Genomic DNA, 15081 nt, shown 5'->3' on the forward strand with positions numbered 1-15081 from the left:
TATTAGGGAGAATTACTCCTATGGAAAAATGGATGGAAGATAAACACTTAATTTTAATGAAAAATATAGCAGCATAATTAATAATCGAAATTTAAAAGATTACTCTTGTTTTATAGGGGCTAAAACAACACTAATGTCTATTCCAGGTTTTTATATTACTTTAATGGATAGAACAAAGTTTTCAACTAATGATTTTTCGCTACTTTATTTAAGTATTCTTTTTACTATTTTATATGTTATCCTTGCAATTATTGGGATTAAACAAAAACCATCAAAGGAATATTTGAATAATTTTAAAAGACCTAAAATTCATCATAAAGAAATACCCAATATTGAAGATAAGTTGCTGAAATATTTTAAAAAAGAAAAACCATGGTTACATCCTGATTTAAGTATTTGGGAAGTCGCCAATCATATTGGAACCAACAGAACTTATATTTCGCATATTATTAATGGAAATTTAGCTAGTAATTTTAACTCTTTTGTAAATAATTATAGAATTAGGGAAGCTAAAAAATTATTGCTTAAAAAAGGAAATATTCCTATTTCAGAAATAAGTGAATTATCGGGTTTTGGATCGGTAAATTCTTTTATTCGTATTTTTAAACAGGTTGAAAATCAAACGCCTTCAAATTTTAGAAAAAAGAATACATAATTTTACGATTTGAAACTTTTTTTTTACGATTTGGAAATTGAATACCTACAAATCCTCCTACTTTTACATCATTAAAAATACTAAGTTTGCGTTTTCAATTGGGAATTATTGCTATTTGCTATTTATGATGTTCCCCACACTAGAAAAATTCAAAATTGCTATATAAACGGTAAGCTTAGTATTTTTTTTTATAGAATATTTTCTATAACCATTGCTTTATTTTTAGTTTCTTTCCACTCATTTAATGCATTGCTATCTTTAGTAATTCCGCCTCCAACATAAATGTGAATCAAGTTATTTTCTAATTGCATACAGCGTAAATTTACGTATAATTCAGTTTTATTTTTAATGTTTAATTCACCTAAAAATCCCGTATAATAATTCCTGTTATAGTTTTCATTTTCTAAGATGAAATTAGTTGCAATATGTTTAGGTAAACCACAAACTGCAGGAGTTGGATGCAAAGCGGAAATAAGCAATTTTAAAGAATTTTTAGTATTGATTACTGCCGAAATAGTTGTACAAATATGTAATAAATTTCCTGCTTTTACAGTGAAAGAATTTGAAATTTTGATAGATTTTACAAATGGTTGTAAATTATGAACTATAAAATCGCTTACAAATTGTTGTTCTTCTATTTCTTTTTGTTTCCATTTTACACTAGTCGTATTTTTATAAATTTGAGTACCAGCTAATGCCATTGTTTTAAGTTGATTACCTTCAATGGAAAGTAATTTTTCAGGAGTAGCTCCCATCCACAATCCTATTTTTGGATGAAACCAAATATAAACGAACGCATTTGGATATTTTAACAACATCTTTTTATATGAATTAAAAAGATGAAATCCATCATCTGAAATAGTTTCTTTTCTTGATAAAACTATTTTATCTGCTTTTCCTTCTTCAATAAAATTAATTGCTTTTTGAACTAATTTTACGTGCCTTTCTTTTGAAATTTGCTCGTTTTTATTTTTTTGAATCGAATTGTTTTTAAAATCGCTAATAACAACTTCATCCGCTTTAAAATCATTTTTTTTAAAGTTACTTTTTGCTAAAGGAAAAATCACTTTTTTACCAGCGTTAAATGGAATAAAAACAAAACCATCTTCTTCAAAGTTGTTAAGTTCAATAAGCTCATTAGTGTTTGGTAAATATGCAGATAATTTTAATTCATTTGGCTTTTTAAAAACTACAAACGGCATGTTAGTTTTATAAACTTGAACTATTTCATTTAAATATGTTTCAAAATTATTCACCATTAAATAGTTAATTAAGTTGTTGAATTAATACTTGTTTTATTTCCTTAAAATTAGTCCAAACTAATCCGTGACCTGCATTTTTTAAAGTTACCAATTTAAATTTTTCAGGAGAAATTTGTTGCTGTAATAGCAAGGAATTTTGATAAGGAACAATCCAATCATCAGCTCCTTGAATACAAATTATGGTAGATGGATTTTCATTCCATAACTTTTCAAAATACTGTAAATCAGCTTTATGACTTAATTTTTCTTTAGAAGCTGCTTGCCAAGTTTTAGGAACTAACCAACGTGTAATTTTCCATTTGTAAAAATTAAGTAGCCAAGGCATTTTTTCTTCACTTGAATACATTGCCGGAGCCAAAAGAATAATTTTCTTATATTTTTTTTTGCTTGCCATAGCAATGGGTCCTCCATAAGAATATCCAACTAAAATAGTTTTTTTTGGATTTAAATTTCGAGTTAAATCTTCCAACATTTCTTTTTCAAAAGCAATAGATTCCTGAACATTTCCTGTTTGATAAATTCCGTAACCAATTCTATCATAAGTAATTAGATTTGATTTTTTTCTTAAAATACTATCCAGCATATATTTTTTAAAATCTAATGCTGAACCTATTGAACCATGAATAAAAACTATAGTTGTTTTATTGGTATCTATTACTTTTTGAGTGGATAACACACGATAATCAAAACTTTTAAATTCCTTTTTCTCAATAAAAACAGGAACATTATGTTTTTTAAATGTTTTAAAAATTGCTACATCTGATTTCGGATTTGAAAATCTATAAAATTGAACGATAACAAGAATTATAACTGCTAAAATTAAAAAGCCAATTATTTTTAAAACTTGTTTTAATCGTTTTTTCATAAATTATTTTTTAGGCAAAATAATATTGGTAAGCTTTCCAATAGAAATTAAATTCCCTTTTTCATCTGTAATTTTAATTTCTATTAAATGTGTAGTTCTGCCTTTATGAATAAATGTTGCCGTAGCGGTTACCAAGCCACTTTTTACACTTTTTAAATGATTTGCAGTAAAGGAAATTCCCCTTACCATAAATTTATTAGAATCAATCGCTAACATAGAAGTTGGGCTTCCAACACTTTCCGCTAATGCCATAGATGCTCCTCCATTTAAAACTCCATCGGGTTGGTAAACTTTACTTGTTACCGGCATAGTTGCCACTAAATAATCATCACCAAAATCTATATACTTAATATTAAGGGTTTCCATTAACGTATTTTTACATAAACTATTTAAATAGGCTAATGTTTTTTCTTTTGTGTCCATAAACTTATTTGTTAAAGGGTAAAAATAATAATTTAAAAGTTTAAATAAGTACCTTTGTACTAAATAAAATAAACTTAAAATGGCTTACCGAATTAGAATTATTTTAGATGTTCCTTCAGATGTTATTAGAGATATTATAATTGATGAAAATAGTAATTTAGAAGCGTTTCATTTTACTATTGCCAAATCATTTGGATTTAAAGGTCAGGAAATGGCTTCGTTTTATAAAGCTAATAATGATTGGGAAGAAGGTGAAGAAATTCCATTGTTTAATATGTCAGATGATAGCACTACTCAAACAATGCAAAACACAACACTCAAAGATGTTTTTACTAATAAAGGCGATAAACTTATTTATGTGTATGATTTTTTAGTAATGTGGACTTTTTTTGTTGAATTTATTGAAGTAGTAGATTTTGATTCAAAATTATTACCAAAAACTATTTTTCAATTTGGTAATACTCCTGAAAAGGCACCTGAAAAAGAATTTATTGCAGAAAATGATTTAAATGATTTTAACGAATTTGATGAGTTTAATGAATTTACCGAAAATTCAGATTTTGATAATATTGACGATTTAGATATCTAAAAACATTACCCGTTGTACATTTTGACTCTCTAAACTTAATGTTACGTCGGTTCGAGGATTGATACCAAAATTATCTCAAGTGGCTGTAATAATATTACGAATTTTAAATATTTCTGTCATTCCTGCGTAGGCAGGAATCTATTTAACATTATCTATATTTTTAATTTTTTATAATTTGACTAAATAACTAGTTTACAATATATTAAAAACGAAGTCAATGATTGTAATTTTTGATAAAAAATTGTATCGAGAATAGCTTTTTGACTAAATCTCTATTCTCGATACTAATTTTAAGCCTAAAAAGGCTAAAATTCACTCGAATTGACGAAATTTCATCAAAATGCACAACGAGTAAACATCATTTATTTCTAATAATATAGGTATTCACATTTACATAATTACGAACTACAAAATCAAAGGCTACTTTTAAAATTTCGCCCATATTTTTACATTTTTTAAATTTAACATCTTTAGTGTATTTAAATAAATCTATTTTTAATTGGTTTACTTTTTCAGGAGTAGAAATAACATCATGCATCATACAATTTACTAAATCATTAACTCTTTCTTGTGCTCCTCTAATTCTTCTGGCTATTGCAGCTCGTTCTTCTTTTTTATACTGTTCAATAGATTCTTCTTGTAAACTTTCAGATACCATTTTAACAAACGGATAATTATCTTTAAAAAATTGAGGGAAATATACTCTTAAATTTCCTTCATAACTTTGTTGATCAAAATCCATAGCTCTAATTCTATATTCAACTTGATCAAAATCATAAGAAGCCACAATTACAAAATTATAAGCACGCATATCGCCTAATAAACGAATCATACAGCGTTCATTAAATTTTACAAATTCTTTTGAAATCTTTTTTTTACCCTGTTCGGAAACAGTTGGCAAAATATCTTCTATAAAATCATCACCCGGAACGCCTAAAACGTGTTCTTCAATTAAAGTATCTTTATAAATTAAAAAATTGATATTATTTGGCGATAAAATATGCTCTAATTCTAATCCATAAACCCTTGAAGCATCTGCAATTTTTACGTAGATATACGAGTAATTATCATTTAAAATATTACGTATTTTAACTCTAAATGGTTTAGAATTTCCAAAGGTGCAGTAATCAATAGCATCAATAGTTAAAAATTGTAATGAATCTTCTGTTCCGTCACCGTGCAAAATCAGATACATTTGCTTTAAGCTTAAATCAATTTCATCACGTTCATGCTCACTATAATAAACTCTTATCCAAAGGGAATCTTCTCCTTTTTTATCGTAAACTACAATTGATCCATCAAAACGAAGCAAATCTTCATAAAAAACAGGAATTTTAATATTTCTATTATATTCTGTTAAATAATCATATAGTTGATTACATATTGGATATGCAGGTTTTTTTTTAGATATTAACTTTTCTTCCATAATTCGTATTCACGTTCTTTTTCAAATTTAGTATATTGCTGTTACAAAAAACACTATTTATCGTCTTATTTTTATACTAAACACAAAAATATTGGAAACTATTTTAACCATTAGCCAACTAAACAAAAAATTTGGAAAGCTTCACGCCGTTAATAATTTATCTTTTGACATTAAAAAAGGAAATGTTTACGGCATATTAGGTCCAAATGGAAGTGGAAAATCAACTACACTTGGAATTGTATTAAACGTTGTTAATAAAACTTCAGGAAATTTTAGCTGGTTTGGAGGTAAATTATCAACACATCAAGCGTTAAAAAAAGTGGGAGCTATTATTGAGCGACCTAATTTTTATCCGTATATGACTGCAATTCAAAATCTAGAATTGGTGTGTAAAATAAAGGAAATTTCAAAAGATAATATTGATGAGAAACTTAAAATGGTTCAATTATATGAACGTAGAAATAGTAAGTTTAAAACTTTTTCATTAGGAATGAAACAGCGTTTGGCTATTGCTTCTGCATTGCTTAACAATCCTGAAATTCTAATTTTAGATGAACCAACCAACGGATTAGATCCTCAAGGAATTCATGAAATTAGAGAAATTATTAGAAATATTGCAAAAAATGGAACTACTATTTTATTGGCATCACATTTATTAGATGAAGTTGAAAAAGTATGTACTCACGTAGTTGTTATTAGAAATGGTATAAAACTATATGCTGGAAGTGTAGATGAAATGACGGCTTCATTCGGTATTATAGAACTTAAAGCTGAAATTGATTTAGAAAATATTCAAAAATCACTTGCTGATTTTGATGGAATTTCAACTTCTAAAATTGAAAACGAAATGGTTATTGCTACATTAAATAAAGAAATTTCATCTGGTGAAATAAATACTTTTTTGTTCAAAAAAAATATAGTTTTAACACATTTAGTTAAAAGGAAGCCAAGTTTAGAACAACAATTTTTAACGCTAACTAATAATAACTAATATGTTCCGACTTTTAAATATAGAACTTTATAAATTAAAATATAACAGAGCAAGTCGTGTTTTAATAATTATCTATTTTGCATTGCTTACTTCCATTGCTTTAATTGCTGCTATAAAATTTGATATTGGTCCCGTAAAATTTCATTTAGCCGAACAAGGAATTTTTAATTTTCCATATATCTGGCATTTTAATACATATATGGCTTCTATTTTTAAGTTTTTTTTATTACTTGTAATAGTTTCTATGATGGCTAATGAATACAGTAACAAGACTTTAAAACAAAATTTGATTGATGGCTTAAGTAAAAAAGAGTTTGTGCTTTCAAAGTTTTATACGGTTATTTTATTTGCTCTTATTTCAACACTTTTTGTATTTATTATTTCTCTAATATTAGGTTATACCTATTCAGATTTTACAGAATTTTCCATTGTTTTTTCTGATTTAGATTATCTATTAGCATTTTTTGTAAAATTAGTTGGATTCTTTTCATTCGGGCTTTTTATGGGTATTTTGGTAAAACGCTCTGCTTTTGCTGTAGGCGGAATTGTAGTCTGGTTTTTTGGAGAAAGTCTTTTTAAAGGTTATTTATTTTGGCTGTTTAGAGATGCCACAAATACATCCGATCACGTAAATAGCATTATGCAATTTTTACCGTTGGAAGCAATGAGTAATTTAATTAAAGAACCTTTTACTCGTTTAAGTGCAGTTAAAACAGTAGCAAAACAAGTAGGTGAAAATTTATCTAAAGATTTCTCAGTACAGCCATTAGATATTTTAATTGTATTAATATGGACTGCAATTTTTATTTATCTATCCTATTATTTACTCAAAAAGAGAGATTTATAAACAAGTGCCATTTTATTAAATATACTCGTTGTGTATTTTAACTTTTTAAACATCCTGTTACGTCTGTTCGAGTAATTTTTGATAAAAAATTGTATCGAGAACGATGGTCTCTAACTAAAAAACCTATTCTCGATACTAATTTTAAGCCTAAAAAGGCTAAAATTCACTCGAATTGACGAAATTTTATCATAATGCACAACGGGTTAAATACTTATTACTATTTTTGAAATCTAATAATTTTTATTCTAGATGAAAAAAATACTTGGGCTACTTATAGCATTAAACTCTTTATTTATTTCTGGTCAAAATGATTGTTCTGATGCCATCATTGTTTGTGGTAATAGTGGTTACCAAGACCTATCGGTAACTGGATTTGGGGTCCAGGAATTAAACAACTCTAATGTTTGTTCAAGTAAAGAAAATAACAGTATCTGGTTTAAATTAACAATTAACACAAGTGGCACACTAGGATTTACATTAACACCTACCTCTAATTCTATTTATGAAGATTTTGATTTTTTTGTTTTTGGCCCTGATGTAAGTTGTGGTAACATAGGACAAGCTATTAGATGTTCTACAACAAATCCATTTGCTGCAGGACAAGGCAATAACCTAACAGGTATGAATGGGACGGAAACAGACACATCCGAAGGTCCAGGTACAGATGGAAATAGTTTTATAAAATGGTTGGATGTTGTTGCTGGACAATCCTATTTTTTAGTTGTTGACAGACCTGTTGGAACTAGTAATTTTAGTATAGAATGGACAGGAACTGCAACATTTAATCAGCAACCTACTTTTGACAACCTAACACCTGAAACACTAAATATTGAACAATGCGATACTGATAGTATATTAGATGGAATATCAACTTTTGACTTAACTGTAAATGATAATATTGCTATTGGAACTCAAAATAATGTTGAAATTACCTATCATACCTCCAATAATGATGCTATTTTAGGTGAAAATAAAATTACAACACCTCAAGCTTATCAAAATACAATTAATCCTCAAATTATATATGTCAGATTAACCAATACAGTCACTCAATGCTATACTACTGCTAAATTTACACTTACTGTAAGTTCTATCATTTTAGGTACACCTATTACATTAACAGCATGTGATCCAAATAATACTGGTTTTTATAACTTCGATTTAACACAAAATGATGTGAATTTAGTATCAGATATTGCGAATTATACAATTTCTTATTTTGATAATGAAACGGATGCTTTGACTAATAATTTTCTAAATAAACTTCCATCCAATTACACCAACAAAGTTGCTTACGCTTCTGAAAAAATTTGGGTGAGAGTTGAAAACAATAATACGGGTTGTTATAACATTTCGTCATTTGATATTGAGGTTTATTCAAAACCTATAGTAAATCCAACATTTACTTTTAAACAATGTGATGAAGATGGAACTTTAGATGGTTTTACTGATTTTAATTTAAACGAAGCAAACACGTATTTAACAAACAATAATACTGCTTTAAATGTAACTTATTATGCTAGTTCAACAGATGCTGAATCTGGAAGTAATGTCATAATTCCATTCCCTTTTTCCAACAAAACTCAACGTACGGTTTATGCACGAATAGAAAATGCAAATGGTTGTTACCGAATTGCTCAAGTAGATTTATTAGTTTCTTCCACACATTTCCCAATTGGATATTTAAAAAAAGTTACTGTTTGTGATACCGATGATGTAAACGATGGAACTTCAACCTTTATTTTAGCTAATAATGATGCTGATATCATCAACCTATTTCCTACAGGTCAAAATTTATCAGTTTCCTATTATAGAAATTTAAACGATGTTCAATTAGAACAAAATGAAATAGATAAAATTAATCCTTACAGTAATGAAGTTGCCGAAAACCAAACTATTTATGTTAGGGTAGAAAGTGAAGATAATGGTGCTTGTTTTGGACTAGGTCCACATTTACAATTAATTGTTAATAAAAGGCCTGAATTTGAGCTAGATAGTACTACAATATACTGCCAAAATCTAGCACCAATAATTATAAGTCCTTATAACCAAAAAGGAAATTATACCTACGAATGGTACAACTCAAATGGTGATTTATTTAGCACTTCACAAAATGCTGTTATTTCATCCGAAGGATTGTACACGGTTTATGCAACATCTATTTATGGATGTGAATCATTTCCAAAAACCATTCAGGTAAACCCATCAATAATAGCAACTATTACCCAAAATAACATTACAGTAATAGATGATACTGCAAATAACTCCATTACCATAAACACTTCAAATTTAGGAATTGGAGATTATGAATTTGCTCTAGATGAAATATCTGGGTTTTACCAAAATGACCCTGTTTTTACCAATGTTGCTCCAGGAATTCACACCATTTATATTCAGGATAAAAATAACTGTGGAATTGCTCAAATTGATGTTTCTGTAATTGGTTATCCTAAATTTTTTACGCCAAACAACGATGGCATAAATGATACTTGGAAAGTTTTAGGCGTTGATAAACATTTCTACCCAAATTCTAATATTTATATTTTTGATAGATTTGGGAAATTAATCATTCAAATTGATCCAAAAAGTGAAGGTTGGAATGGTACTTTTAACGGTCAATATTTACCTGCTTCCGACTATTGGTTTTCTGTTGAGCTTATTGATTATGCAGGTAATATCAAAATCCGAAAAGGACATTTTAGTTTGATTAGACGCTAATTTCTACAATATATAGTGTTTTTTAAGGTTATAAATTATTATAAATAAGAGATTTATAGTATATTTAACCTAAATACATTCCTTATTACTATGAAAAGAATTGTATTTTTTTGGATTATTCTTTTGCCTATTTTGTCATTCTCACAAAAAGAAGCTGCTTTTTGGTATTTTGGACAAAATGCTGGACTAGATTTTAATTCTGGAACTCCCGTAGTTCTTACCAATGGTAAATTATCAACTCTTGAGGGCTGTGCGACCATAAGTGATGCTACAGGTAATTTATTATTTTATACTGATGGAGTTAAGGTTTGGGATAAAACTGGTACAATTATGCCCAATGGAACAGGATTATTAGGAAATACTTCTAGTACCCAATCTGCCATTATTACTCCAAAACCAAATAATCCAAATCAATTTTATATATTTAGTGTTGACCAAAGAACTGCTCTTTCTGCACTATCAACCAATGGAATAAATTATTCATTAGTTGATATGTCTTTAAATGGCGGTTTAGGTGATCTTGTAACTAGTCAAAAAGATATTAATTTAGTTTCTCAAGCTTATGAAAAAATAACTGCCGTTAAAAATAACAATAACAATTCTATATGGATTATTACTTTTATTCAAAATCAATTCTTAGCTTGGTTAGTAGATGCGGCGGGGGTTAATCTAACTCCTGTAACTTCAACAGTTTCATTTGCAGCAGATTCTCGTGGTTATCTTAAAATATCTCCAGATGGTAACAAAATTGCCTGTGCCAATTTCGGCAATACGCATAGTATGATGCTTTATGATTTTGATGCAACAACAGGTATAGTTAGCAACGAACAAGAACTAACTTTTGATGACACCAATGATATTCCTTACGGAGTTGAGTTTTCAACACAAAGCAGAAAATTATACGTTACCACAAGTCAATTAAAGATTAATGATCATATGCCTCCAGGGAAATTATATCAATTTGATTTAATGAATGGCAATAATAGAACTTTAATTCATACCTCTAATATTAATACAAGAGGTGCAGTTCAACTTGCTATTGATGGAAAAATATACAGAGCACTATCTATTTCAGGAGCTTCACAAGTTGGCACTAAATTTTTAGGAATCATTAATAAACCTGAAGCAGATGGATTGGCTTGTAATTACGAACATAATAAATTAGATATAAGTGCTGGTGATCCAAACAGAAAAGTTGTTGAAGGCTTGCCTCCTTTTATTCAATCTTATTTTTTAGAACCTTCTATTTCTGCTAATAATGTTTGTTTAGGAGATGTTACTCAATTCAATTTAAGTTCTTCTACCACTCCAACAAGCATTACTTGGGGTTTTGGTGACCCAACTTCTGGTACAAATAACACTTCAACTCTAGAAAATCCAACTCATATTTTTACCTCTTCAGGAGTTTTTACGGTTACTGCTACAGTTACCATTGGGGTTAATACCAGTATTTTAACTTTAGATATTACTATTTATGATTTACCTGTAGTAACTTCTCCTGTAACGCTGACAAAATGTGATGATAATTTAGACGGAATAGAAGATTTTAATTTAAATGATGCTAATGCTTTAATTTCATCAGAAAGTCCATTACCAATATTTACTTATTTTTTAACTGAGACTGATGCAATTGCCAATATAAATACAATAGTAAATCCAACTGCATTTTCAAATAATACACAATCAACTGTGTGGGCAAGAATTGAAAATGCAGTAGGCTGTTTTACTACTGCTCAAGTAGATTTAAAAGTAATTTCTATCGATATTCCTAATGCATTTATGCTTACCTATAATCAATGTGATGATTTAACTGATGAAGATGACACCAACGGTTTAACTACTTTCGATTTTAGTACTGCCACAAATCAGGTTTTAAATGCGTTATTGCCAGTTGCTAATTTAACTGTTGCCTACTATGAAACATTAGCAGATGCTTTTGCTGAAACTAATGCCATTAATCCTTCAAATTACACAAATACTACTGCTTTTACCCAGCAAATTGTAGTGAGAGTTGATAAAACTACGGATACTTGTTTCGGGTTAGGATTTCATATTACTTTAAATGTTACACCAGTTCCCATTTTTGATCTTAATCCTAATATAACACTATGCTTAAGTTCTTCAAGTGCTACTATCGGAGTAGAAAATCCAACTGATAATTATGATTATTTATGGACAGATAGTAGCGGAAATACTATTGGTAACACACCACAAATTAATGTTGATACTGAAGATACCTATACGGTTACTGCTACAGATACAAATGGAAATAATTGTCAAACTTCAAAAGATATTCAGGTAATTGCTTCTCCTATTTTACCTCTTCCAAATTTTGGATTAAATAATCTTGAAATTATTGATAATACATCCAATAACAGTATAACAGTAAATACAAATAATTTACCTTCAAGCAATTATGAGTTTTCCTTAGATTCTGATATTTTTCAAACCAACAATGTTTTTCAAACTGTTTCTGGAGGATTACACACTGTTAAAATTAGAGATATTGAAAATTGTTTAGAAGCTAGTGTCCAAGTAAATTTAATTAGCATTCCTAATTTCTTTACTCCTAATAACGACGGTTCAAATGATACTTGGCAAGTTACTGGTATTGACAATCAGCCAAATACCAAAATATATGTTTTTGATAGATTTGGTAAATTAATTGCCATTTTAAATCCATTAGGAAATGGTTGGAATGGTTTGTACAAAGGAAACCCTTTACCTTCAACAGATTATTGGTATAAAGTTGAACTAGAAGACGGTAGAGTATTACGTGGTCATTTTAGTTTAATTAGAAAGTAATTAAAACTAAATTAGATTACTTTTGCAACATGCAATTCAAATTAGAATCACATTTTAAACCTACTGGTGATCAGCCTGAAGCTATTGAACAATTAGTAAATGGCATTCAATCTAATGAAAAATATCAAACTTTATTGGGTGTAACTGGTTCTGGTAAAACATTTACCGTTGCCAATGTGATTCAAAAAGTTGAAAAGCCAACCTTAATTTTAGCGCATAATAAAACACTCGCAGCTCAATTATATTCTGAATTTAAACAGTTTTTTCCAAATAACTCGGTAGAATATTTTGTTTCGTATTACGATTACTATCAACCTGAAGCCTATCTTCCTGTAACAGGAACTTATATTGAAAAAGATTTATCTATAAATGAAGATATTGAACGATTGCGAATCAGTGCCTCTTCAGCACTACTTTCAGGAAGAAGAGATGTTATTATTGTAGCTTCTGTTTCTTGTATTTACGGAATTGGAAATCCTGTAGAATTTAAAAAGAATGTAATTTCAATTCATACAAATCAAGTACTTTCCAGAACCAAATTTTTACATCAATTAGTAGCAAGTTTATATTCCAGAACTGAAACCGAATTAAGTAGCGGTACTTTTAAAGTTAAAGGAGATATTATCACGGTGTATCCTTCTTACGGTGAACACGCCTACAGAATTCATTTTTTTGGTGATGAAATTGAAGAAATTGAGAGTTTTGATGTTGAAAATAATAATGTAGTTGAAAAATTTGAAGACCTTAAAATTTATCCGGCAAACCTATTTGTTACTTCACCCGATATTTTACAAAATGCCATAAAAAATATTCAGGATGACTTGGTAAAACAATACGATTATTTTAAAGAAATCGGTAAACATTTAGAAGCAAAACGATTGAAAGAACGTACGGAATTCGATTTAGAAATGATTCGTGAATTAGGTTATTGCAGTGGCATTGAAAACTATTCACGCTATTTAGATCAGCGTGAACCAGGTACAAGACCTTTTTGTTTACTAGATTATTTTCCTGATGACTTTTTAATGATAATTGATGAAAGTCACGTTACCATTCCACAAGTTCATGCCATGTATGGCGGAGATAGATCTAGAAAAGAAAACTTAGTAGGTTATGGATTCCGATTACCTGCAGCAATGGATAACAGACCTCTAAAATTTGAAGAGTTTGAAGAAATTCAAAACCAAGTAATTTATGTAAGTGCAACGCCAGCTGATTACGAATTACAAAAAACAGAAGGTGTTTTTGTTGAGCAAGTTATCCGTCCAACCGGTTTATTAGATCCTGAAATTGAAGTTCGTCCTAGCATCAATCAAATTGATGATTTAATTGAAGAAATTCAAATTAGAGTTGAAAAAGATGAACGAACTTTAGTTACTACGCTTACCAAAAGAATGGCAGAAGAATTAACCAAATATTTAAGTCGAATTCAAATCCGTTGTAGATATATTCATTCAGATGTGGATACCTTGGAGCGTGTTGAAATTATGACCGATTTACGCAAAGGTTTGTTTGATGTATTAATTGGAGTTAACCTTTTACGTGAAGGCTTAGATCTACCAGAAGTTTCTTTGGTTGCTATTTTAGATGCAGATAAAGAAGGTTTTTTACGCTCACATCGTTCGCTTACACAAACTATTGGTAGAGCAGCAAGAAACGTTGAAGGAAAAGCAATTTTGTATGCTGATAAAATTACCAACAGTATGCAACTCACCATTGATGAAACTGAACGCAGAAGAGAAAAACAAGTTGCCTATAATTTAGCTAATAACATTACGCCGACTCAAATTAAAAAAAGCATTGAAAATACCTTAGCAAAAAATACCATTTCATCATTTCATTACGATAATTCAGTTGATATGGCAGCTGAAGATGAATTACAATATCTAACTAAAGAACAAATTGATAAAAGAATTAGAGAAAAAAGAAAACAAATGGAAACGGCTGCCAAAGCATTAGATTTTATGGCTGCAGCAAAATTAAGAGATGCAATTAAAGTTTTAAAAGAATTGATTTAATATCCTCATTACAAAATATTTTAGCTAGTAACCCAAATATACATTTTAACTTTCACTATAAAAAACCTCTAAAAAACAAAGTGTAAAAATCAATATGTTTTAAAATTTTTGTGCTATTATTTTCAATTTTGTAACGATTAAAAAATTAAATGTATATCCGTTTTGTGTCATATTTCCTATTTAATACGTCATGCTGAACCTGTTTCAGCATCTCATAATTTTTACTAATCACCAATTTATATTGATGAGATCCTGAAACGAACCTGCCTTGCCGACCTTTAGATTTATAAAGTAAAGATTTTCTTATTTATTAAGTATTTTTACTTTACAAAAAAATTATTGTTATCAGGTGTTTTACAGGGCAAACTCACACTTTTTCTTTGATAAAAGCTAGATAATCAGTTGATTTATAGTTGTCAAAGTTATTAATTATTTGTATATTATACTGATAATCAATAATTTACATCAATGACATCAAGTAG

General features: G+C 28.9%; 11 protein-coding genes. 7 read left to right on the forward strand and 4 right to left on the reverse strand.

Going from position 1 to position 15081, the window contains the following annotated elements; all coding sequences use genetic code 11:
• Positions 1 to 133 precede the first annotated feature (133 nt).
• Positions 134 to 655, forward strand: coding sequence for a helix-turn-helix domain-containing protein (locus L3J60_RS11765; protein ID WP_291975741.1), 522 nt, complete (start codon positions 134 to 136; stop codon positions 653 to 655).
• A 188-nt stretch (positions 656 to 843) separates the two neighbouring features.
• Here the strand turns inward: L3J60_RS11765 and L3J60_RS11770 are convergent, their stop codons facing one another.
• Genes L3J60_RS11770 through L3J60_RS11780 form a run of 3 tightly spaced genes read right to left on the reverse strand, consistent with a single transcriptional unit; the run spans position 844 to position 3205 of the window.
• Positions 844 to 1914: an isochorismate synthase gene (locus L3J60_RS11770; RefSeq protein ID WP_291975742.1), complete on the reverse strand. Its 1071-nt coding sequence runs from the start codon at positions 1912 to 1914 to the stop codon at positions 844 to 846.
• Positions 1915 to 1921: 7 nt separating this feature from the next.
• Positions 1922 to 2782 (reverse strand): alpha/beta fold hydrolase, encoded by an 861-nt coding sequence (locus tag L3J60_RS11775; RefSeq protein WP_291975743.1) that lies wholly within the window; start codon positions 2780 to 2782, stop codon positions 1922 to 1924.
• A gap of 3 nt (positions 2783 to 2785) precedes the next feature.
• Complete coding sequence (locus L3J60_RS11780) at positions 2786 to 3205, reverse strand: PaaI family thioesterase (protein ID WP_291975744.1); 420 nt, start codon at positions 3203 to 3205, stop codon at positions 2786 to 2788.
• A 79-nt stretch (positions 3206 to 3284) separates the two neighbouring features.
• Here L3J60_RS11780 and L3J60_RS11785 point away from each other — a divergent pair, with 79 nt between their 5' ends.
• Positions 3285 to 3794, forward strand: coding sequence for a hypothetical protein (locus L3J60_RS11785; RefSeq protein WP_291975745.1), 510 nt, complete (start codon positions 3285 to 3287; stop codon positions 3792 to 3794).
• Between the two features lie 358 nt (positions 3795 to 4152).
• Here L3J60_RS11785 and L3J60_RS11790 read toward each other — a convergent pair whose 3' ends face one another.
• The gene (locus L3J60_RS11790; RefSeq protein WP_291975746.1) at positions 4153 to 5220 is read right to left on the reverse strand and encodes a hypothetical protein; all 1068 of its coding nucleotides are present in this window, start codon (positions 5218 to 5220) and stop codon (positions 4153 to 4155) included.
• 91 nt (positions 5221 to 5311) lie between these two features.
• Between L3J60_RS11790 and L3J60_RS11795 the strand changes: the two genes are divergently transcribed.
• From L3J60_RS11795 to uvrB, 5 genes are all read left to right on the forward strand, one after another.
• A complete protein-coding gene (locus L3J60_RS11795) occupies positions 5312 to 6211 on the forward strand; it encodes an ATP-binding cassette domain-containing protein (RefSeq protein WP_291975747.1) in 900 nt (299 codons plus the stop codon).
• A gap of 1 nt (position 6212) precedes the next feature.
• Positions 6213 to 7058, forward strand: coding sequence for an ABC transporter permease (locus tag L3J60_RS11800; RefSeq protein WP_291975748.1), 846 nt, complete (start codon positions 6213 to 6215; stop codon positions 7056 to 7058).
• Between the two features lie 249 nt (positions 7059 to 7307).
• On the forward strand, positions 7308 to 9776 hold the full coding sequence (locus L3J60_RS11805; protein WP_291975750.1) for a T9SS type B sorting domain-containing protein: 2469 nt from the start codon (positions 7308 to 7310) through the stop codon (positions 9774 to 9776).
• Between the two features lie 90 nt (positions 9777 to 9866).
• Positions 9867 to 12581, forward strand: coding sequence for a T9SS type B sorting domain-containing protein (locus L3J60_RS11810; RefSeq protein WP_291975751.1), 2715 nt, complete (start codon positions 9867 to 9869; stop codon positions 12579 to 12581).
• Between the two features lie 29 nt (positions 12582 to 12610).
• Positions 12611 to 14599: an excinuclease ABC subunit UvrB gene (gene uvrB, locus L3J60_RS11815; protein ID WP_291975753.1), complete on the forward strand. Its 1989-nt coding sequence runs from the start codon at positions 12611 to 12613 to the stop codon at positions 14597 to 14599.
• Positions 14600 to 15081: the final 482 nt, after the last annotated feature.

It is taken from the genome of Lutibacter sp. (assembly GCF_021647475.1).
GTDB lineage: Bacteria > Bacteroidota > Bacteroidia > Flavobacteriales > Flavobacteriaceae > Lutibacter.